The sequence below is a fragment of the Vibrio misgurnus genome (assembly GCF_029635775.1).
Taxonomy (GTDB): domain Bacteria; phylum Pseudomonadota; class Gammaproteobacteria; order Enterobacterales; family Vibrionaceae; genus Vibrio; species Vibrio chanodichtyis.
In genome coordinates, this window is the sequence record NZ_CP113241.1 from 2,423,524 (window position 1) to 2,444,358 (window position 20,835).

The 20,835-nt window shown below is 47.5% G+C and carries 21 protein-coding genes; 6 read left to right on the forward strand and 15 right to left on the reverse strand.

The window, feature by feature from the left end:
- Nucleotides 1-106: 106 nt before the first annotated feature.
- Nucleotides 107-2,533 (reverse strand): glycerol-3-phosphate 1-O-acyltransferase PlsB, encoded by a 2,427-nt coding sequence (gene plsB / locus OOK74_RS11135; RefSeq protein ID WP_278182816.1) that lies wholly within the window; start codon nt 2,531-2,533, stop codon nt 107-109.
- A gap of 319 nt (nt 2,534-2,852) precedes the next feature.
- On the opposite strand from plsB, the gene lexA reads away from it, so the two are divergent.
- On the forward strand, nt 2,853-3,482 hold the full coding sequence (gene lexA / locus OOK74_RS11140) for a transcriptional repressor LexA (RefSeq protein WP_166014042.1): 630 nt from the start codon (nt 2,853-2,855) through the stop codon (nt 3,480-3,482).
- A 217-nt stretch (nt 3,483-3,699) separates the two neighbouring features.
- Nucleotides 3,700-5,043, forward strand: a complete 1,344-nt coding sequence (gene dinF / locus OOK74_RS11145; protein WP_278182817.1) for an MATE family efflux transporter DinF — start codon at nt 3,700-3,702, stop codon at nt 5,041-5,043.
- A 48-nt stretch (nt 5,044-5,091) separates the two neighbouring features.
- Here the strand turns inward: dinF and tatC are convergent, their stop codons facing one another.
- From tatC to ftnA, 10 genes are all read right to left on the reverse strand, one after another.
- The gene (gene tatC, locus OOK74_RS11150; protein WP_277207327.1) at nt 5,092-5,841 is read right to left on the reverse strand and encodes a twin-arginine translocase subunit TatC; all 750 of its coding nucleotides are present in this window, start codon (nt 5,839-5,841) and stop codon (nt 5,092-5,094) included.
- A gap of 101 nt (nt 5,842-5,942) precedes the next feature.
- Nucleotides 5,943-6,350 carry a Sec-independent protein translocase protein TatB gene (tatB, locus tag OOK74_RS11155; protein ID WP_278182818.1) on the reverse strand — a complete coding sequence of 136 codons (408 nt, stop codon included), beginning with the start codon at nt 6,348-6,350 and terminating at the stop codon, nt 5,943-5,945.
- Nucleotides 6,351-6,353: 3 nt separating this feature from the next.
- A complete protein-coding gene (gene tatA / locus OOK74_RS11160; RefSeq protein WP_278182819.1) occupies nt 6,354-6,608 on the reverse strand; it encodes a Sec-independent protein translocase subunit TatA in 255 nt (84 codons plus the stop codon).
- Nucleotides 6,609-6,664: 56 nt separating this feature from the next.
- Nucleotides 6,665-8,299, reverse strand: a complete 1,635-nt coding sequence (ubiB, locus tag OOK74_RS11165; RefSeq protein ID WP_278182820.1) for a ubiquinone biosynthesis regulatory protein kinase UbiB — start codon at nt 8,297-8,299, stop codon at nt 6,665-6,667.
- Nucleotides 8,296-8,901 (reverse strand): ubiquinone biosynthesis accessory factor UbiJ, encoded by a 606-nt coding sequence (locus OOK74_RS11170; RefSeq protein ID WP_274723364.1) that lies wholly within the window; start codon nt 8,899-8,901, stop codon nt 8,296-8,298. The genes ubiB and OOK74_RS11170 overlap by 4 nt, the downstream gene beginning before the upstream one ends.
- Before the next feature lie 26 nt (nt 8,902-8,927).
- Nucleotides 8,928-9,710, reverse strand: a complete 783-nt coding sequence (ubiE, locus tag OOK74_RS11175; RefSeq protein ID WP_274723352.1) for a bifunctional demethylmenaquinone methyltransferase/2-methoxy-6-polyprenyl-1,4-benzoquinol methylase UbiE — start codon at nt 9,708-9,710, stop codon at nt 8,928-8,930.
- A gap of 44 nt (nt 9,711-9,754) precedes the next feature.
- Nucleotides 9,755-11,287, reverse strand: coding sequence for a DNA recombination protein RmuC (gene rmuC / locus OOK74_RS11180; RefSeq protein WP_274723353.1), 1,533 nt, complete (start codon nt 11,285-11,287; stop codon nt 9,755-9,757).
- A 145-nt stretch (nt 11,288-11,432) separates the two neighbouring features.
- Complete coding sequence (locus OOK74_RS11185) at nt 11,433-12,620, reverse strand: BaiN/RdsA family NAD(P)/FAD-dependent oxidoreductase (protein ID WP_278182821.1); 1,188 nt, start codon at nt 12,618-12,620, stop codon at nt 11,433-11,435.
- Nucleotides 12,621-12,745: 125 nt separating this feature from the next.
- Complete coding sequence (gene uspB, locus OOK74_RS11190; protein ID WP_166014033.1) at nt 12,746-13,069, reverse strand: universal stress protein UspB; 324 nt, start codon at nt 13,067-13,069, stop codon at nt 12,746-12,748.
- Nucleotides 13,070-13,144: 75 nt separating this feature from the next.
- Nucleotides 13,145-13,672, reverse strand: coding sequence for a non-heme ferritin (gene ftnA, locus OOK74_RS11195; RefSeq protein WP_166014032.1), 528 nt, complete (start codon nt 13,670-13,672; stop codon nt 13,145-13,147).
- A gap of 164 nt (nt 13,673-13,836) precedes the next feature.
- Between ftnA and OOK74_RS11200 the strand changes: the two genes are divergently transcribed.
- Both OOK74_RS11200 and OOK74_RS11205 read left to right on the forward strand, forming a co-directional pair.
- Nucleotides 13,837-14,262, forward strand: a complete 426-nt coding sequence (locus OOK74_RS11200) for a universal stress protein (protein ID WP_166014031.1) — start codon at nt 13,837-13,839, stop codon at nt 14,260-14,262.
- Between the two features lie 56 nt (nt 14,263-14,318).
- The gene (locus OOK74_RS11205) at nt 14,319-15,206 is read left to right on the forward strand and encodes a carboxylate/amino acid/amine transporter (RefSeq protein ID WP_278182822.1); all 888 of its coding nucleotides are present in this window, start codon (nt 14,319-14,321) and stop codon (nt 15,204-15,206) included.
- A 115-nt stretch (nt 15,207-15,321) separates the two neighbouring features.
- On the opposite strand, the gene OOK74_RS11210 is transcribed toward OOK74_RS11205, so the two are convergent.
- Both OOK74_RS11210 and OOK74_RS11215 read right to left on the reverse strand, forming a co-directional pair.
- Complete coding sequence (locus OOK74_RS11210) at nt 15,322-15,699, reverse strand: hypothetical protein (RefSeq protein WP_274723356.1); 378 nt, start codon at nt 15,697-15,699, stop codon at nt 15,322-15,324.
- Nucleotides 15,700-15,822: 123 nt separating this feature from the next.
- On the reverse strand, nt 15,823-16,608 hold the full coding sequence (locus tag OOK74_RS11215) for a class I SAM-dependent methyltransferase (protein ID WP_278182823.1): 786 nt from the start codon (nt 16,606-16,608) through the stop codon (nt 15,823-15,825).
- Between the two features lie 194 nt (nt 16,609-16,802).
- Between OOK74_RS11215 and asnC the strand changes: the two genes are divergently transcribed.
- Nucleotides 16,803-17,258, forward strand: coding sequence for a transcriptional regulator AsnC (gene asnC / locus OOK74_RS11220; RefSeq protein ID WP_166014027.1), 456 nt, complete (start codon nt 16,803-16,805; stop codon nt 17,256-17,258).
- Nucleotides 17,259-17,344: 86 nt separating this feature from the next.
- Here the strand turns inward: asnC and tsrA are convergent, their stop codons facing one another.
- Complete coding sequence (gene tsrA, locus OOK74_RS11225; protein WP_274723358.1) at nt 17,345-17,629, reverse strand: H-NS-like global regulator TsrA; 285 nt, start codon at nt 17,627-17,629, stop codon at nt 17,345-17,347.
- A gap of 333 nt (nt 17,630-17,962) precedes the next feature.
- On the opposite strand from tsrA, the gene OOK74_RS11230 reads away from it, so the two are divergent.
- Nucleotides 17,963-19,759, forward strand: a complete 1,797-nt coding sequence (locus OOK74_RS11230; RefSeq protein WP_278182824.1) for an aminopeptidase P family protein — start codon at nt 17,963-17,965, stop codon at nt 19,757-19,759.
- 553 nt (nt 19,760-20,312) lie between these two features.
- Here the strand turns inward: OOK74_RS11230 and crcB are convergent.
- Nucleotides 20,313-20,693, reverse strand: coding sequence for a fluoride efflux transporter CrcB (gene crcB, locus OOK74_RS11235; RefSeq protein ID WP_274723360.1), 381 nt, complete (start codon nt 20,691-20,693; stop codon nt 20,313-20,315).
- Nucleotides 20,694-20,835 lie beyond the last annotated feature (142 nt).

Below are 20,835 nucleotides of genomic sequence, written 5' to 3' on the forward strand. Positions count from 1 at the left end.
TCGAAGTAACCCAAGCTGCGGCTTGCCGCAGTCACTCAGGCAAGGCAACCAAAAAGGCATCACTAGGATGCCTTTGATTTAATTAGATAAGCGGCTTTAAGCTCGACTATTCATCCACCTGACACAAACTCTCTTGAATGGTCATGCGCACTTCTGGAGAGATCAGCGCGTACAGTTGCCGTGCCAATGGTTGAGCACAGGCCAACACACAGCGGCCGTGGCGATCTAAATAACCTTGCTGTTGTAGCGTGACAAACAGTGCCGCAAATACCCCTTTATCAAAAAATTCTGGCGCATTAATGCCGTGCAAACGCCCCAGGCGCTGTGCGACTTCTTGGCTTTTCTCTTCCAGCTCAGCCTTGTCTAAATGCGGGCGGCTGACTAACAGATTCAGCGCAATCGCGTAGCGTTCAAGGGTTTCGGCAATGGTTTGTCCTAACAGCATTAACACTTGAGTCTGAGCTTGATTATGCGTCAAGACATCGCCTTGCATACTCACCAAGCCTTGACTGACCAGCTCTTGCACATAGCGCAGCACCCGATCGTTAAGCTCATCTTGCTCAAAACGCAAAAACAGCTCTTGTTTTAAGAACGGATAAATTTGCGCCACGGTGGATTGTATTTTCTCTAATGACACACTCGGCTGACGCAGCAGCAATTGCGCAATCAGAGAAGGCAGCGCCAGCAGATGGATAATGTTATTGCGATAATAGGTCATCAAGATCGATTGGTTGCGATCCAGTGAAATAATATCGCCCATGGTATCGGTTTCCACCACAAACTTATCCAACGATTCGGCATGCTCAACCAAGCGCTCTGCACTATCGACCGGTAGCGTTGAGGTCGCAGAATAAGGCACATTACGCAACAGCGATAAATAGCACTCAACCTGTTTGATCAGGTTATCCCGCGCCAAAGCTCGCTGACGAGAAGCCAGTAACGCGGTAGCACACAAGGTCATCGCATTGACGGCCGCCGCATCATTAATGTGAGTCATCATGCGCGTCGCCAATTGATTCACGGTTGGTGTCATCCACTGCGGCTTACTGGTGCCCATGGGATCAATATCTTGTGTCCACTGCGGCACTGCTTCATTTAAAAACTGGTTAAGTGGGATCGGCTCACCGAAGTTGACATAACCTTGGCCAAAATTGCGCAATTTACGCAAAGTACGTAGCACTAAGCTGGCGTTTTCTTTCTCTTTGCGCTTACCACGCAGCTCTTTGGCATAGGTCCCCACTTCCATCACATGCTCATAGCCAATGTAGACGGGCACTAAAGTGACCGGACGATTTAGGCCACGCAACATGGCTTGAATGGTCATCGCCAACATCCCAGTTTTCGCCGGTAGCAAGCGTCCGGTGCGCGAACGGCCGCCTTCACTGAAATACTCAACCGAATACCCTTTGGCAAAGAGCTCGGCTAAGTATTCACGAAACAGCGTGGAATAGAGTGGTGCGCCTTTAAAACTGCGGCGGATAAAAAAGGCTCCACCGCGGCGGAAAATCGGTCCAGCAGGGAAAAAGTTCAGGTTAATCCCCGCCGCAATATGCGGAGGCACCATACCTTCATGGTAGAGCACATACGACAACAGCAGATAATCCATATGGCTACGATGACAAGGCACATACACAATCTCATGCCCATCCTGCGCCAAACGGCGTACGGTCGCGGCATTATTGATATTCAGACCTTGGTAGATGCGATTCCACAACCAACCTAAAACGCGATCGCCTTTTTTCACCAGCGAATAGGAAAAATCCGCAGCAATTTCATCGAGCATGTCATGCGCGGCTTTGCGCGCTTTTTCAAGCGGGATCTGTTTTGCTTGCGCTTCATCGGCGATGGCTTTTTCAATCGCTGGCGAGTTCATCAAGCGTGCGAATAACTGCGCGCGCTGCGGCAAATCCGGCCCAGAAGCCGCCAGTTTTTGGCGAGAAAAGTGAATGCGTGCCACGCGCGCCAGCTTATGCGCTATCGAGGCATCCGTACCATGAGTATCCGCCATATAACGCAAAGAGACAGCAGGGCTAAAGCGCACTAAACAGTCGCGACCAGCGGTCAGTACCGCTAGTGCTTTTTGCGCACCGTTCAAGGTTTGCAAATAAGGACGCTCTTGTCCCTCTTTACCCGGCTTTCGTCCCCACAGCACAGTCGCTGGGATCACTTGTACATTCAGTTCACTGTCTGATTTATGCACAGACAGCAACTCAGAAAACAGCGTGATTGACTCATTCGGCACATGCTGATCACGACTGAGTAGCGTTGGACGCGAAGCAATAAACACATAGCGCTGGTAGGCTTGACCATTGAGCACCAGAGGCTCAAGAGGATCGGGCAACCCAGCTTGTTTAGCGTGAGTTTGTAGCGTCAGCAAATCCACATTCGAGCGAAACGGTAACGCGTAAATGATCGGTTGGTGGCGATCAATCGCCAGATCATGAATTGGATCAGACGGAATTGCAGTCCCTTTCACCAGTACCGACATCGGCAATTTCAGTAGTGAACGAGATAATAGGTGTCCTGAAGACATAGAGTTCAAAGCCTCAAGATTCTTGAAATAAGCTCGACTGTATGTGCTCTGATGCGCTTAGCGTGAGGCGATACACTCGTGCAGTCTGGTTTTTTGCGCGCCAAGAATACCAGAAACTGGTCAAACCTTTTAATTTTATTGCTTAGATTGGCAGCATTTCTGATGCACAGTGGCCAACTGTCAAGACCAAGAGTGATGCATTTATGTGATTTTTCCGTGTGGTTAGCATCACTATCAGACAAAAAACCAGCAATTGGCTTGGCAATTTAATCGACACTGGATATACTCACAGTCAACTGTATAAAAAGACAGGTAACTCATGAAGCCGTTAACCCCTCGCCAACAACAAGTGTTTGATCTGATCAAAACCCAGATTGAGCAAACCGGAATGCCACCAACCCGCGCAGAAATTGCTAAAGAACTCGGTTTTCGTTCAGCGAATGCGGCGGAAGAGCACCTCAAAGCGCTAGCGCGTAAACAAGTGATTGAAATGGTGCCAGGAGCATCACGTGGGATCCGCATTCTCGTCGATCATGCCGCCAATCAAGAAGAGATAGAAAGCGGCCTGCCCTTAATCGGTCGAGTGGCGGCCGGAGAACCGATCCTCGCTCAAGAGCATGTCGAAACTCACTATCAGGTCGATCCCAACATGTTTCGCCCTCATGCCGACTTTCTGCTCCGCGTACATGGCGAAAGTATGAAAAATATCGGTATTCTTGATGGTGACCTCTTAGCGGTCCACAAAACTCAAGATGTGCGTAATGGTCAAGTCGTCGTGGCTCGAGTCGAAGATGATGTCACCGTAAAACGCTTTGAGCGCAAAGGCGCCAAAGTGCGACTGCATGCTGAAAACGAAGAATTCGCGCCAATTGAGGTCGACTTAACCGCACAATCATTGACCATTGAAGGTATTGCCGTCGGTGTGATTCGCAGCAGTGACTGGATGTAACAGCGTTAGGATCCCCACCATTAAATAATAATGCCCATGTGCCATTTTCAACCATGGCGATGGGCTTTTATCTCGCGGTGTATCTCCATAAGTTAAGATCTATAACACTTCAAGTCCGCAGGCTACACTAATCACAATGGCCCCGATTAGCCACTCAGCATAGCTGATCTAACAGCGCTCAGTTACACTAACCGCCAATCTAGATTGAGATTTGGGTGTGTCATTGATCTTGCAAACTCTGCAACAAAAAAGCGTCCATCGCCAAGTATTAGCGATCGCTTTACCTATGGTGTTATCAAATATTACCGTGCCACTGCTTGGTTTAGTTGACGCTGCGGTGATTGGCCACCTCGAACATGCTTGGTACTTAGGTGGCGTGGCACTGGGCAGCACTATGATTGGCGTCACCTTTTGGTTGCTCGGCTTTCTGCGCATGTCGACAACCGGTCTCTCCGCCCAAGCCCATGGCGCTCAAAACCCACAGCAACTTGGGCAAGTATTACTGCAAAGCAGCGTGATCGCACTTGGTTTAGCCGCGCTCTTTTTACTGGTGCATCGCCCGATCGCTGAGCTGATTTTCCAATTCAGCACCGCCAGCCTGCCAGTCAAAACTCAAGCGGCAAACTATTTCTATCTTCGCGCTTGGAGCGCGCCAGCGGCACTGCTCAATTTGGTGTTGTTAGGCTGGTTACTCGGCACTCAAAATGCTCGTGTGCCAATGTGGATGGTGATCATCATTAACCTGACCAATATTGCGTTCGATCTCCTGTTGGTACTTGGCTTAGATTTAAAAGTTGAAGGCGTCGCGATGGCATCGGTGATCGCCGACTATACGGGTCTGATGTTTGGCCTGATGTTTGTCATTCGCTACTGGCGACAGCAACAGCTGCCTGCACCACTCAGCTTATTAACCACATTAGGTGCGCAACTATCACGTTTAGCCACCCTAAACCGAGATATTTTTCTGCGTTCACTCTGTCTGCAAGCAGTATTTAGCTTTATGACCTTTCAAGGTGCCGCCCTCGGCGATCAAACCGTGGCAGCCAATGCGGTCTTGATGAGTTTATTGATGATCATTTCCTACGGCATGGACGGATTTGCCTATGCGATGGAAGCGATGGTCGGCAAAGCGATAGGTGGCAAAGATAACCAGCAACTACGCGCTTCGATGATAGGTAGCACTTTTTGGGCGCTGCTGATCTGTGCACTACTTAGTCTACTTTTCTTTAGCTTGGGAACGCAGATCATTCAGCTCATCACCAATATTCCCAGCGTACAAATCACTGCGGCTACCTATTTACCTTGGCTGGTGGCAATGCCGCTGATCTCCGTGTGGTGTTTTTTACTGGATGGGGTGTTTATTGGCGCGACCAAAGGGCGAGAAATGCGCAATAGCATGGCGATCGCGGCGGTGAGTTTTTTTGCGCTTTATTGGCTGAGTGCCGATCTCGGCAACCATGCGCTGTGGTTTGCCATGCTCAGCTTTATGGCGCTACGCGCTATCACTTTAGGCATCACGCTCTATCGCCAGTGGCGAGTAGGAACTTGGTTGTGGCAATAAAAAATCGGGGCACATTGTGTGCCCCATCTTACCCATAGCCTCTACTCGCTAATCCTCATCTGAGGATGATGTGGCATTGTCTCGAGTATAAAATCTGGCAAAAAACAGCCCGACTTCAAATAACAAACACATCGGTATCGCCAGCAAAGTTTGCGAAATCATATCTGGTGGCGTCAAGAACATGCCGACCACAAACGCCCCAACGATAATGTATGGCCGTTTTTGCGACAGGCTGCTTGGCGTGGTGGCACCGGTCCAACACAGTAAAATAATCGCCACCGGCACTTCAAAGGCAATCCCAAAAGCTAAAAACAGCGCCAACACAAAATCGAGATAGCTGGCAATATCGGTGGCGAACTCTACGCCACTTAAGGAAATTGCAGTGAAAAAACCGAACACTAATGGAAAAACCACAAAGTAAGCAAACGCGACCCCACAGTAAAACAGCAGTGAACTTGAAACCAACAGTGGAAAAATTAACCGCCGCTCATGCTTATACAAGCCTGGCGCGACAAATGCCCAGACTTGATAAAGAATAAATGGCACCGAAATAAATACCGCGGCAATTAAGGTCAGTTTCAACGGGGTGAAAAACGGTGACGCCACATCGGTTGCGATCATCGTGGCCCCAGCCGGCAGCCTTTCCACTAACGGTTTGGAGACGAATTGGTAAATCTCATTGGAAAAATAGATCAAACCAATAAACACCACCACCACTGCCGCAACGGCTTTCAGTAGACGATCACGCAATTCCAATAAATGGCTGATTAAAGGTTGGGGTTGTTCAACGGAAGACATGCAAACCTCATGTAGCAGATCAAAAAAGAGTTATCGCATCGAGGATAACTCTTTGTGAAGACAGTTTAGTTTGGGAAGACAATCGAGTCAGCGCACATCGCCTAATCGGTCTTGTTAACCGGCGCTGGCGCGACACTCTCAAGATGCGGATCCGGCTCAACAACCACATCCTTCTCACCACTCGCAGAGTCGGCTTGGGTGTCACTGGCTGATGGATCCGCATAAGGGCGCTGAACTTGCTGCGCGGCTTGCTTGAGTGATTCGACCGATTGTTGCAGCTCTGGCGATAAATTTTGCATCCCCATCTGCTCGGCTTTGCGCAGGTTTTCTTGCAGTTCCTGCACTTTCAACTCGCGCGCCAGCTCGTCTTTAACGCTATTAGCCATGCTTTTCGCCGTGGAGACAAACTTAGCAACGCTGCGAATCGCATGCGGTAATCGCTCCGGACCGAGCACCACCAGTGCCACAATCGCGATCAACACCAGCTCCCAAAAACCGACATCAAACACGATTTAAGCCTGCTCTTTGTCTTTTTTCACTTCAGCGGTCGCATTGGTTTGCGGCTGCTCAAGGTTTTTGGTTGCAAAATCAGCATCTTTCTGTTGATTGGCGGTTGTGGTGTTTGTTTCATCTTCCGACATCGCTTTCTTAAAGCCTTTTACCGCACTACCTAAATCACCACCAATACCACGCAGTTTCTTGGTGCCAAACAGCAATACCACGATAACGGCGATGATAAGAAGTTGCCAAATACTGATACCACCCATTTTTTTTACCTCGGGTTATGTGAATAAATCTTCGAACACCACCAAGCGCCATTGCGCTACTGACGGTAAGCTCGCCAACTGAGCAGCCAACATAACGCGCCAAACGTCGCGCTACCGATAGCCAATAATTCCAACTGATTGGAGATCCATATCGCTGAGCATACGGCGAATGTTGCTCCAACACCAAATAAAAACTTCGCCGTTCCCTGCTGACGTTTTGATTGTCGATAGCCTTGATAAAAGCTCTCTAAACGCTGATTCAGATTACGACCTTGCTTTAAGCTGTCATACAATAATTCTGGCAGCTCAGGCATTTTTTCAAACCATAGTGGTGCCCGCTCTTTCAGCGTATGCCAAAAGGCTTGTGGCCCAACCTGATTGGCCATCCACTGTTCCAAAAATGGTTTAGCGGTTTGCCACAAGTCAAGTTGAGGATAGAGCTGACGCCCTAAACCTTCAACATACAACAGTGTTTTTTGCAGCAAAACCAACTGCGGTTGCACTTCCATATTGAAACGCCGCGCAGTGTTAAATAGATTAAGCAGCACATGACCAAAGGAAATTTCACACAACGGCTTGGCAAAAATCGGCTCGCATACCATGCGGATCGCGACTTCAAACTCATCAACATTGGTATCCAGCGGAACCCAACCTGAATCGACATGCAACTGGGCCACTCGGCGATAGTCGCGATTGAAAAAAGCCAGAAAGTTTTCGGCCAGATAACGTTTATCTGCGCTATTGAGCGTGCCGACAATGCCGCAATCCAAACCGATCCATTGCGGATTATCAGGATGTGCTGGATTGACGAACACATTGCCAGGATGCATATCGGCATGAAAAAAACTGTCGCGAAAAACTTGGGTGAAAAATACTCTAACCCCGCGCTCAGCCAATAATTTCATATTGGTGCCATTGGCGTGCAATCTCGCCAAGTCAGAGACTTGGATGCCATATATTCGCTCAGAGACCATGACGGTTTGATTACAAAACTCGGTAAAGACTTCTGGTACATACAACTCTTCACTGCCAGCAAAGTTGCGACGCAACTGAATCGCGTTAGCGGCTTCACGGCGTAAATCCAACTCGGCAAGCAAAGTTTGCTCATATTCGCGTACCACTTCAACCGGTTTTAAGCGGCGCGCCTGCGGCAATGCTTTCGCCACAATACGTGCCACGCGATACATCAGTTTGAGATCCGCATCGATTTGCCGATGAATATCGGGGCGGATCACTTTCAGCACCACATCGCGGCCATTACTTTTCAGCTTAGCGGTATGTACTTGAGCGATGGAAGCAGAGGCTAACGGTTTAAGATCAAACTCATCGAACCAGGTTTCCAGGGCTGCGCCTAGTTCTTGCTCCATCAGTTGTTTGGCTTGCAGGCCATCAAATGGGGCAACTTTGTCTTGCAGCATCGCCAATGGATCGGCGATGTGTGGCGGGAACAGATCGCGCCGAGTTGACATCATTTGGCCAAACTTAATCCATACCGGACCCAGTTCTTGCAGTGCTAAACGTAAGCGCTCCCCCAACGGCAGCTCGCTATGCTGATTACGTAACCAGAATAGACATTTACGAACCAGCAGTGGCGTGCGCGTCAAATGATGGTTGGGCAACAACTCATCGAGGCCATATTCCAGTTGTACTTTGATTATGCGGTATAACCGTTTCAACTCTGCTGGTTTCATGCGGATCCCAATAACTGGCTGATGCGTGCTTCTAAGCGAGCGGTGTGACTGGTGAGCTCATCGACCTGATCACAAAAATAGGCAATTTCCAATGCGGGAGGGGCAATTCGCCACTCTTCGGTGAGTACTTGAGCCAAATGATGTTGAGATTGCGACGCTTGCCGTTTCAAAGTTTCAGCCATGCTTTTAACACTATGAACTAAGCTATGTGCCAGCACGTCACCGATCATGCGCGATAACCACTCTTCAATATCAGGCCGACAATCGCTGATCAGCGCTGCAAATTTTTGCGCCAATTGCAGATCACCTTCCAATTGCAATTGATCTTGCTTAATCAGTTGGGTGATATTTTCTTGCTCGCGCAGTTGCCGCAAAATCGAAAGATCGAACGCCAAATAGCAATCTGCTTGACCTTCAAAACCGGTCATTACATCAATTTGCTGACTGAATACAAAAGTCACCGTTTGCTGCAATTCACGCAGATGCAGTGAAATCACCTTACCTTTGAGACGTTGCCGTTGGCGGATTAAACCGGGATCGTCACTGATCAGCGTGTTGAGCGTCGTTTCAAGCAGCGCAGTGAGCAGCGGTGCGAGTGGCATGGTCGCAAGCAATGACATAGCAGCCCTTAAAATTTGTAACCACGATGCAGCGCCACAATGCCGCCGGTCAGGTTGTAATAGGTAGTTTGTTCAAAGCCAGCCTGTTCCATCATGCCTTGCAAAGTGTCTTGATCAGGATGCATGCGGATCGATTCGGCAAGGTAGCGATAACTGTCGGCATCGTTAGCGATCAATTGTCCCATCTTAGGCAGAATATGAAATGAGTAGGTATCGTAAAGTTTAGACAGCGGCTCTAAGATCGGCTTGGAAAATTCAAGCACCAACAAACGACCACCCGGTTTCAATACACGAAACATCGAGCGGAGCGCTTTATCTTTATCGGTCACGTTACGCAGACAGAAACTGATAGTGATACAGTCAAAATAGTTGTCCGGAAACGGTAACTCTTCCGCATTAGCCTGCACATAATGCACATTACCGACAATGCCACTGTCGCGCAGTTTATCGCGTCCCACATTCAGCATTGAGTTATTAATATCCGCAAGGATGACATGACCTTTATCACCGACGATACGTGAAAACTTAGCGGTTAAGTCACCCGTGCCACCACCTAGATCGAGAATGCGTTGTCCAGCACGCGCTCCAGAGCAATCAATGGTAAAGCGCTTCCATAAACGGTGAATACCACCCGACATCAAATCATTCATGATGTCGTACTTGGCCGCTACCGAATGAAATACTTGCGCGACTTTGTGGACTTTTTCGTCTTTAGGTACGGTAGTAAAACCAAAATGAGTGGTTTCTTGATAGTCTGGCTCAGTGTTTACGAGCACGTTGGTGTCGGTCATTGTTTTTCCTCTCTGGCCGTCATGGCAACGGCAACTGCGGGCAGTTAGTTTACTTTATCCTCAATCGGATGTCTTTCTACTAAAGGGGCATTTTCCATTTCCGCCGTGTGTTGCGCACGATCAATCAAAGGCTGGGCAATCGAGCGTTTGATCTCCACCCCAAGCTGCTTAAAACTTTCCGCTTGACGGATCGCGTTGCCACGCCCGGTGACCAACTTACTCATGGCTCCTTGATAGCTCTGATTGGCTTTATCTAGCGAGCCGCCCAGTGCTTGCATATCGTCAACAAATAAGCGCAATTTATCGTACAACTTGCTGGCTCGCTCTGCGATCACCTGAGCATTTTGATTTTGCCGCTCATTGCGCCATAGATTATCAATGGTGCGCAGTGCCACCAACAGAGTGGTTGGACTGACCAAAATAATGTTCTGCTCCAGCGCGTCTTTAACTAAGCTGGGATCGGCCTGAATCGCAACTTGGAACGCTGGCTCAACCGGAATAAACATCAGCACATAATCAAGGCTCTGAATGCCTTGCAACTGATGATAATCTTTTTGGCTTAAGCCACGAATATGGTTTCTCAGCGCAAGTAAGTGCTCACCTAAGGCGCTATCACGCTCACTATCGGTTTGCGCATGGAAGTAGCGCTCATAAGCCACCAAGGCCATTTTTGAATCAACCACCACTTGCTTATTTTGCGGCAGGTAAACAATCACATCCGGCTGATAGCGTTTACCGGCTTCGTTTTGTAAGCTGACTTGGGTTTGGTATTCATGGCCTTCACGTAGCCCAGATTCAGCCAGCACTCGCGCCAGCACCACCTCACCCCAGTTTCCTTGCTGCTTGTTATCGCCTTTTAATGCTTGGGTTAGGTTAAGCGCCTCTTGCGCCATCTGTTCATTGAGGCGCTGCAAGTTACGCAATTCATGCACTAAAGTATGGCGCTCTTTCGCTTCGTGATTAAAACTGTCATTGACCTGTTTTTTAAAGCCTTCTAACTGCTCTTTCAGTGGGGTCAACAAACCTTGCAGACTCTGGCGGTTTTGCTGATCAACGCTGATGGTTTTGTGCTCGAAGACTTGATTGGCTAACTGCTCAAACTGCTGCTTGAGGCGCTCTTCCGCGCGCTCCAGCAATTGCAATTTTTCTTGGCTTGCCAGCAACTGTTGTTGATGACGCGCTTCTTGTTCGCGTAATTGACTATCTAGTTCGGCATTAGCCGCACGCAACTGATTGAGTTGATCCGCATACTGCTGGCGCTCTAGCTTCACATCCTCGAAGTAACGCAGTTTTTCCAGCACCGCCATTAACTTGCCATGCAGCTGCTTTAGCTCAAACTCATTTTTATCACGTAGATTATCTAATTCATCTAACTCGTGCTGCGCATTAGCCAGTTGCTGGTTAAGCTGCTGCATCTGCTGGGCATGCCAACCGTTTTGTTGTTCAAGTTGCTGAGTCAGCAGTTGTGTTTTCAATTGATAACGCTGCTTCATCCACCAACCTGCGGCCATCCCAGCCGTGCTAGCACTCACTAACCCAGACCACAATGCGGTTTGATTTTCAAAAATCCATTGCATGTTGAACACTTACGGTGATTTATCTCGCTAACAAGGGTATTTCGACACTGGATAAATGTCCAGTTGGTTACGAATTTATTAACACCAAAGCAGCACAATCTACCCTAGCCTCAGCTTATCCAGCGAGCTTTAACTCGCATTTTACTTAAACCCACTGGCCCGCTACGTAGCCACTCGACCACGCCCATTGAAAGTTATAGCCGCCAAGCCAACCAGCGACATCCATCACTTCACCAACAAAGAACAGTCCTTTGACGGTTTTACACTCCATGGTTTTTGAAGAGAGACAATCGGTATCAACGCCACCTAACGTCACTTCGGCAGTGCGGTAACCTTCGGTGCCGTTTGGCACGATAGACCAGCTCTGCAAACGGCTTTGCACCACTTCCAACTCTTGCGGGGTATATTGTTTGAGTGGTTTATCGGCAAACATTTTTCGCTCAATCAACACTTCGACTAAGCGCTTAGGCAGCACTTTGGAGAGGGTGTTTTTCAAGCTTTGATTTGGATGGTTTTGTTTCTCATCACGCAATAGCTGTGCTAAGTCAACTGAAGGTAACAAGTTAGTGGTAATAGTTTGACCCGGCTGCCAATAGGAAGAGATTTGTAGCACGGCAGGCCCGGATAAGCCGCGATGAGTAAACAGCAAAGCTTGTTTGAAGCTTTGGCCGCCTTGCGTGCTCATTTCGACGGGGATCGCAATTCCTGATAATGGCGCGAAATCTTGTTTATCTTGCACATGCAATGTAAACGGCACTAAACCGGCGCAGGTGCTGATCACTGGCAAGCCAAACTGCTCAGCAATTTTGTAGCCCAATGGAGTCGCGCCCAGCTTGGGCATCGACAAACCACCGGTTGCTACGACCAGCGAGCTGCATTGAATGGCTCCGAGTGTGGTTTGCAGCGCAAACCCCGATTCGATTTGGCTTATCGCACTAATCTCAACTTGATAATGCTGCTCAAGATTCGGTTGATTACATTCGCTCAGCAGCATATCAACGATCTGTTTCGCTGAATCTAAGCAAAATAACTGGCCATGTTCACGCTCTTCATAATCAATAGCATATTTACTGACTAGCGAAATGAAATCCCAGTTACTGTATTGGGAGAGTGCCGATTTCACAAAGTGTGGGTTTTGGCATACATAATTCGCTGCCGACACCTCATAGTTGGTAAAATTACAGCGACCACCGCCAGAAATGAGAATTTTTCGTCCCGGTTTTTTGGCATGATCGAGCAGTAACACTTGGCGGCCTCGCTGCGCTGCTTGCGCGGCACACATTAAACCTGCAGCACCAGCACCAATTATCACTACGTCAACTTTCTTGCTCATTACCGCTCTCTCATCCCATAAAAAAAGGATGTGCTGAGTGCACATCCTTACTCATTTTGGCGGTTATTGTAGCGGCAAACCACTACGATGCCAACGCGATACCAAGTGCGGTTTAACGCGGCAGGCTAAAGCATAAAGGCAACAACCGTTGTGAGCACCAGCAAAGAACCGGATAATACAAACAGTTCACGCACTCGATCACATTTACCAATAAACAGCGGATCATGATGATGATGATACTCGCGACTTTTCAGGTAATGATACAAACGCACCTGCTTAGTCATATTGCCATGAGTAGTAAAAAAACCGCGTCCATCGACTTGTTGATACAGTAGCGGATGCGCTTCACGCATGATGTAAAGCAACGAACGCAGCGCGGTAACATAACGCACCACATTAATTGCCGTAACACTCATAAGCGCCAATAGAATGGTATCTGCACCGATCATCTTTTCCTCCTTACACCTGGTGTTCAGCATGCCCGGAGTAAAAGATCACCACTTTAAGCTACCTCGTGGCTTATTTCACTCAGCAGGGACATCCATCACCGAAGATGGGCCTTTTTTCGCCAATGCTAAAAGATCTTTATCGATAAAGAACAGTGCCTTACCATCTTCACCGACCAGCTCTAGCTTATCTAAAATCCCTTTAAACAATTTCTCTTCCTCGTGCTGTTCAGCCACGTACCACTGCAGGAAGTTAAAGGTTGAGTAATCTTGGTTGCTAAACGCCACATGGGCCAGTTTGTTAATCTGTTGGGTGATCTTCTGTTCGTGTTGATAAGTCTCGCGAAACACCTCACCCAGTGAAGCGAAATCGTGGCGCGGTGCGGCGATGGCACCAAGAATGGGGAGCGCCCCAGTTTCGCTCACATAGGTAAACAAACGTTGCATGTGCTGCATTTCTTCCACGGCATGTGCACGCAAAAATGCAGCCGCACCGTCAAAGCCTTTGTCTTCACACCAAGCACTCATCTGTAAGTATAGATTGGATGAAAAAAATTCTAGGTTAATTTGCTGATTGAGATGCTCAACCATCGCTTGCGACAACATAAAAAGCTCCTAATTTACGCCGACTGTTTACACAAACTATAGCATGGCCACTGGCTATTGTAGTCGTTGCTCAAGCCAGCACGATCAAACTGAGATCGCTGCGACAAAAAATTACAGCCGCCAGTGCTACGCTGTATTAAGTCACCCGAACAGGAGCCTGAACAATGAGTTATCAACATCTTTTGGTCGCAGTCGATCTCTCTGAAGATAGCAAACTACTGGTTGAGAAAGCGGTGGCACTGGCCAAACCGCTTAATGCCGCCATTTCATTTATCCATATCGATGTAAACTATGCCGAGCTGTATACCGGTCTAATCGATATTAATTTGGCGGAAACCCAACACCATTCAATGGAGTCATCACTCACGCAATTACAAAGTCTGGCGCAGCATGCCGATTACCCGATCAAGCATACGTTAGTCGGCAGTGGTGATTTAAGTAATGAACTGTGTGAAACCATCAATGAATTTAATGTTGACCTGCTGGTGTGCGGCCATCATCAAGATTTCTGGAGCAAACTGCTCTCTTCCACGCGTCAATTGATCAATAGCTCACCGGTGGATATGTTGGTTGTACCACTCAACGACTGACGAACAGAAAAGACTCAGGTAGACTGCCATTTTCCATTCCTTTTATCGATGGCGTTATGGTTTATCTTTCTGCAGTCACCCTGTTATGGGCGTTTTCGTTTAGCCTGATCGGCGTTTATCTTGCTGGTCAGGTTGATGCTTGGTTTGCCGTTTGGATGCGTGTCGCGCTAGCTAGCCTAGTTTTTATTCCTTTCCTGCGTATTCAAGGCGTACCACGTGCCTTGATTGGCAAATTGATGGCGCTGGGTGGCATTCAGTTGGGCTTGATGTATTGCTTCTATTATCAATCTTTCTTGCTACTCTCCGTTCCGGAAGTACTACTGTTCACCGTATTCACACCGATTTATGTCACGCTGATTTATGATTTGCTCCATCGGCGTTTTTCACCCTGGTATCTACTAACCGCTTTGGTTGCGGTACTTGGCGCAGTGCTGATCAAATTCGCGGCAATTAGTCCGCACTTTTTCACAGGTTTTCTGGTCGTGCAAGCCGCCAACCTTTGTTTTGCGATTGGCCAAGTCGGCTACAAATATGTGCTTGAACAGCAGCCGATCCGCCTGCCTCAACATGCCGTATTTGGCTATTTCTACCTGGGGGCTTTTGTCGTCGCCAGTGGTGCACTGTTACTGTTTGGCAATGTAAAACAACTGCCTACCACTCAACTGCAATGGGGCATTTTGCTGTATTTGGGGCTAATTGCATCTGGACTGGGCTATTTTGCCTGGAATAAAGGCGCATGCATGGTCAATGCTGGAGCCTTAGCAATTATGAATAATGCTTTAGTACCGGCAGGTTTAGTGGTCAATATTCTGATCTGGAATCGTGATGTAGATTTGCTGCGTCTTTCATTCGGTGGTGCAGTGATCTTAGCTTCGCTGTGGCTTAATGAAACTTGGGTAAAACGTCGTGTAGAGCTTGATTATCAACGCCAATACCCTCAATAATCGGAGCAATGCACAGGACCCAAACTTATCTCAGTTGAGCCTGTGCTTCAAACCATCACCACCGCCAAGGAGGTGGTGATGGGATGGTAATAAAACATAGTGGATCAATGACAGCTTAGTGCATACCAGCGGGCTGCGCACTTGGTTGAGTTCTCTGTGGATGGATTTTCTCAACTTTACTGGCTAACTTGTGCTGCTTTTTGATCAGCTTACGCTGTCTTTTCAACAGTTTTTCTAGTTTTTTGTCAAACTTCTGCTGCTTAGTAGCACCTTTCTTAGGCTCTACCGCGCAAGCCGCAACCGACAATTTGGTGTTAGCCGCAGTCGCTAATGCTTGGCTGCTGAGTGATTGTGGTTTGCACAGATACTTTTTATCTGCAGCAACGCGAGCGCAGCTACGACATAAAAATTGTGGTGATACCACCAACCGTTCAATCTCGCCCAGCGAGGTCACAAGCTCACTGCGACTCAGTTTGCATAGACGTTTAGCCACGTTAGCGCTCCAACTAAAATACGAACTATTCTCATCTGAGGATATTACGTGGTTCACCCAAAAATACAACACCGATCCAGTAATATCGATCTCACTAAATCATGCCAGACTAAGCCAAAATCGTTATTCACTGCCCATCGCAGCAAGTACATAAACATCAAAACGGTTTTTCTTGGTTTCAATCACCATAGTCGGCGGCTGCTGTTGCAGCCATGGTGCGTAGTCAGGTCGTTTGACTACTACCCGCTTACGAGCCAGTTGCAATGCGGGATCAAGTAAAGCATCCGCATCATTGTCTGCCCCCACCAACGATTGAAAAACTCGCATCTCTTTTTTAACCAACGCGCTTTTTTTCTTATTGTCTGGATGTGGGTACATGGGATCGAGATAAATGACATCCGGTGCCACAAAATTTGGATCCTCCGCCAGTCGCTGCAATGCGGTATGACTTGATGCATGCAACAGACACATACGCTCACTGACCCAAGCACCGATTTCACTGTCTTGCTTGGCGCGTTGTAAGCCATCTTCCAACAATGCCGCGACCACAGGATGGCGCTCCACCATCTGCACTCGACAACCCAAGGAAGCCAATACAAAAGCATCTCGCCCTAAACCCGCTGTCGCATCCAGTACAACTGGTGTTACTCCTTTATTGAGGCCAACGGCTTTAGCAATTGACTGCCCTTTACCACCACCAAATTTGCGGCGATGGGCGACCGCACCTGCAACCCAATCGACATAGATCGCCCCAAGTTTGGGTTCATCTAATTTGCGCAATTCAAGACGCTGCTCACTCAACACCAGAGCAAATAGACTGTCATCGCTCGCTTGTAGTTGCCAACGGCTAGCAATCTGCTCTAACTCTTGCGCGCGGTGTGGCGCTTCGCAAATCAATTGAATTAACAAAGGAACTCCGAAAACCGAGAAAAAACGGCACTCAGTGTAGCGGATTTTGTCAGTAAACCCTACGCTTTCTCTTGCAGTGATTTCACCGTCACAAGCCCTCAGCACAAGTCAGCGCAAAACTTCCCTAACCGCACAATAATGGTAACATCAAGCCTCGCTATCGCCTGTCGGCATCACGGAGTATCAGGAACATAATGCAAACTAAACTCGATGATCTGGATCGCGCCATTTTGAAGATTTTGATGGACGACGCTCGCACGCCCTATGCCGAAATGGCTAAACAATTTAATGTAAGCCCAGCAACCATTCACGTGCGAATTGAAAAGATGAAAGCTAGTGATGTCATTCAAGGCACAGAAGTGGTGGTTAACACTAAAAAACTCGGCTACGACGTTTGCTGCTTTATTGGCATTAATTTGAATGCGGCGCGCGATTACCACTCTGCACTCGCCAAACTAAACGCACTCGATGAGGTGGTGGAAGCTTATTACACCACTGGAGCCTATAATATTTTCGTCAAACTGATGTGTCGTTCAATTGAAGAGCTACAGCATGTGTTGATTGACAAGCTGCAAGCGATTGATGAAGTACAGTCTACTGAAACATTGATCTCATTACAAAATCCCATCAATCGCAACGTCAATCCCTAACCAGTTAGCCGATACCGATATAAATCGTCTGGCTACTTAAGTTAATAACATGAAACAAAAGATAACGCTGTCGGTGATAGCTGCCGTTAACGTTTTTTGAGGTAATCGAGTAGTTCTTCAGCAGAAATGCCTTGTTGCACCAGCTGCTTAGCCATAGCTTCAACTTGCTCGCCTTTGCGCGATTCGATGACTTGCTGGAACTGATAAATCAAATCGCGCAGTACAGTTAGAGGGACTTGTTTAGCGGCGCTACGAATACGTTCGCTGCTTTGATTGCCTAATTCATTAAGCAATTTGCCATACATCACCTTTTCTGGAGATTCTTCTAGCTGCTCTAGAATGCGAGCCATTTCATAGGTGGTTAGAGACATAGTGTTTTGGATTCCAAACGGTTAGTCAATCGTGAAAAGGCCAACAATATACACAGGAAGCACACTGAGTAAAATAGCCTTGGTACGCATTTTTTCAGCGCCATACTGCTTCATCTTTAGTAATCACCACCAGAATAAATAAACAACCAACACCAACCACTCGTATTTCAACCGATCACACCCGTTGATGTGCTAGATCAAAGCTCAAGTGATAGCCAGATATTTGCGCAGCACAGCTAAAAAGAGTAGCTTATTCTTTCTCGTTCACTCACAACCCATTGAATAGTTGTAAGCGATAAAACAACGGACTGTTTTGAAAAAGGATTATCTCAGATGCCAAACTGTCATGCTCAGCGCCTCGCCGATTTTCGTCTCTGGCTGCACACTCAACAACTCGACGCGTTTATTGTGCCTCATGAAGATGAGTACCTCGGCGAATATATTCCCGCGCATAATGAGCGGTTAAATTGGCTAACCGGTTTTACTGGCTCGGCGGGCGCTGCAGTCGTCACTACCAAGCATGCCGCCATTTTTGTTGATGGTCGCTATACCGTACAAGTACGCAAACAGGTAGCAGCCGAACAGTTCGCCTACCATCATCTGATTGAAGAACCCTATCTCGCTTGGCTAATCGAGCAGCTTCCTGCTGGATCCAAGGTCGGCTATGACCCTCGAATGCATCGTGGTAGTTGGCTCACGCAAGCGCAAAAACAGCTAGCAGATCATCAGATTACCTTATGCCCCGTAACAAGCAATCCGATTGATCAACTGTGGTATGACCGGCCAGCGCCAGCAGTATCTGAAATGCGTTTGATGCCATTGGCAAGCGTAGGACAAACTAGCTTAGCCAAGCGTCAGTTGATCGCCAAAACCCTCGCAGATAAACATGCCGATTGTGTAGTGTTAACTGAGCTAGATTCGATCGCTTGGCTGCTCAACATCCGCGGTTTAGATGTATCACGCTTACCGGTTTTACTCTGTCACGCCATCGTCCACCGTGATACCAGCGTCGATTTTTTCCTCGACCCAACACGCTTGGCCATCGGCTTTGCCTCGCATGTTGGCGGCACGGTGCGTGTTCATCATCCTCATCAACTGGAGCCACAGTTACGCCAATTATCCACTCATCGAGTGATGATTGATTCTGCCACTAGCAACGCTTGGTTGACCCTTACTTTGCAAAATAGCGGCGCGCAACTGATCAATGATAGTGATCCTTGCTTACTACCAAAAGCGGCAAAAAACAGTACCGAAATTGCAGGTATGCAAGCTTGTCATATCCGTGATGGTGCGGCGATGGTACATTTTCTTGCTTGGCTTGATAGTGAAGTGGCTAACGGCCAGCTACATAACGAAGCACTACTGGCCGCGCAGCTCGAAACATTCCGCCGCCAAGATCCAACTCTGGTCGATCTCAGTTTTGACACGATATCAGCCGCTGGCACTAATGCAGCAATGTGTCACTACAATCATCAAAATCAACCAGAACCAGGGCAACTGACACTCAATAGCCTGTATTTAGTCGATTCAGGTGGCCAATACCTTGATGGCACCACAGATATCACTCGCACGATAGCAATTGGTGAAGTGAACGCGGAAATGAAGCAGCAATTTACTCTCGTGCTTAAAGGTCATATTGCTCTAGCTCGCGCGCGCTTCCCCAAGGGCACCACTGGATCACAACTTGACGTATTGGCTAGACAACATCTGTGGGCGCACGGTTATGACTATGATCACGGCACGGGGCATGGTGTTGGCCACTTCTTAAGTGTGCATGAAGGTCCGCAGCGGATTTCAAAAGTAGCGAATAACGTAGTTCTGCTCCCAGGCATGGTGTTATCGAATGAGCCTGGTTATTACCGGGCAGATGCATTTGGGATCCGGATTGAGAACTTAGAATTAGTAACTGAATTTGCGACTCAGGGTGATTATGCGATGCTTGGTTTTAAATCTCTCACCCGTTGTCCAATCGATAAACGAGCCATTGTAGTAGATTGGCTAACTAAGCCAGAGTTGAACTGGCTTAATCAATATCATCAAACGGTATGGCACGAAGTCAGTCCTCTGATCCATGATGAGCAAACTCGCCACTGGTTAGCTGAAGCTACGTCACCGCTCAGCCATACATAACTAATTGGTTTAAGTAATAAAAGTAGATAAGAAAACCGCAAATAAGGCGGTTTTCTTTGTTTATCAACCATCGATAATAGAATACGGTTCGGAATTAAGTATATGTTTCACGTGAAACATCCTGAGTCTAACATATCGCGGCTCGAGCAAGAGACAATGCATATTCGAGCGGAAAATCCGAGACCAAAGTCAATAAAATGTAAACTAGGAGCTGCTGTTGCCGATCACTAAACGTTATGAGTCCTTCAGTAGTATTTCGGCCAGCAATTTATCCTTTGACCAATAGCCGAGCACTTTTGCGAATAATGTGACGCTAACAACGGTGATATTGGTCCGGCTACTGCCCATTCTCATATTCTTCAATTAAGTGGTGTCAGCTATCGCTTGAAAGATAAATGTCGTTGGGGAGTAATACCTGAGTGAAGTCGATCAGTTTTCTGTGCTCGTTGACAGATCCCAAAGAAACCGTTTTAACTAGATGGCATGTCGATAAATGGCGACATTATAATAGCAAAGCTTATCGGCTGGCCAAGTAACATACTTGAGTCTCTGTTCAACTTTTTATTAACCAGTAAAAACCCAACCATGCAGCAGAAATACTCAATAGAACGTTCAAAAGGATATTTGCTGCCATCTTCACAAACGCACCTTGCTGCATTAAAAATACATTATCGATTGAGAAAGTAGAAAAGGTCGTCAATGCCCCAAGAAAACCAAAGCCAATGACTGCTTTCCATGGATAGGGACTTAACCATTCATTTTCAATACATGCGATAAGTAGCCCCATAATAAATGAACCGATAACATTCACTGCTAACGTACCAATCGGGAAACCACGTCCAAACAGGGTGATACATATTTCAGAAACCAAGAAACGTGCACACGCCCCTAGCGCACCACCTAATGCAATAAAGCCCAATACCGATAACGACATAACAAGCACCTCCCAATTATTCTAAACACTTATTAGCATAACTTAGTCAAGGCTCTACGAAAATGCTTTCTCATTAGCAGCATATGATCCAACTGAAAATCATATTTTACTAAGTTACGAGAGATCCTTAATTCACGATAAT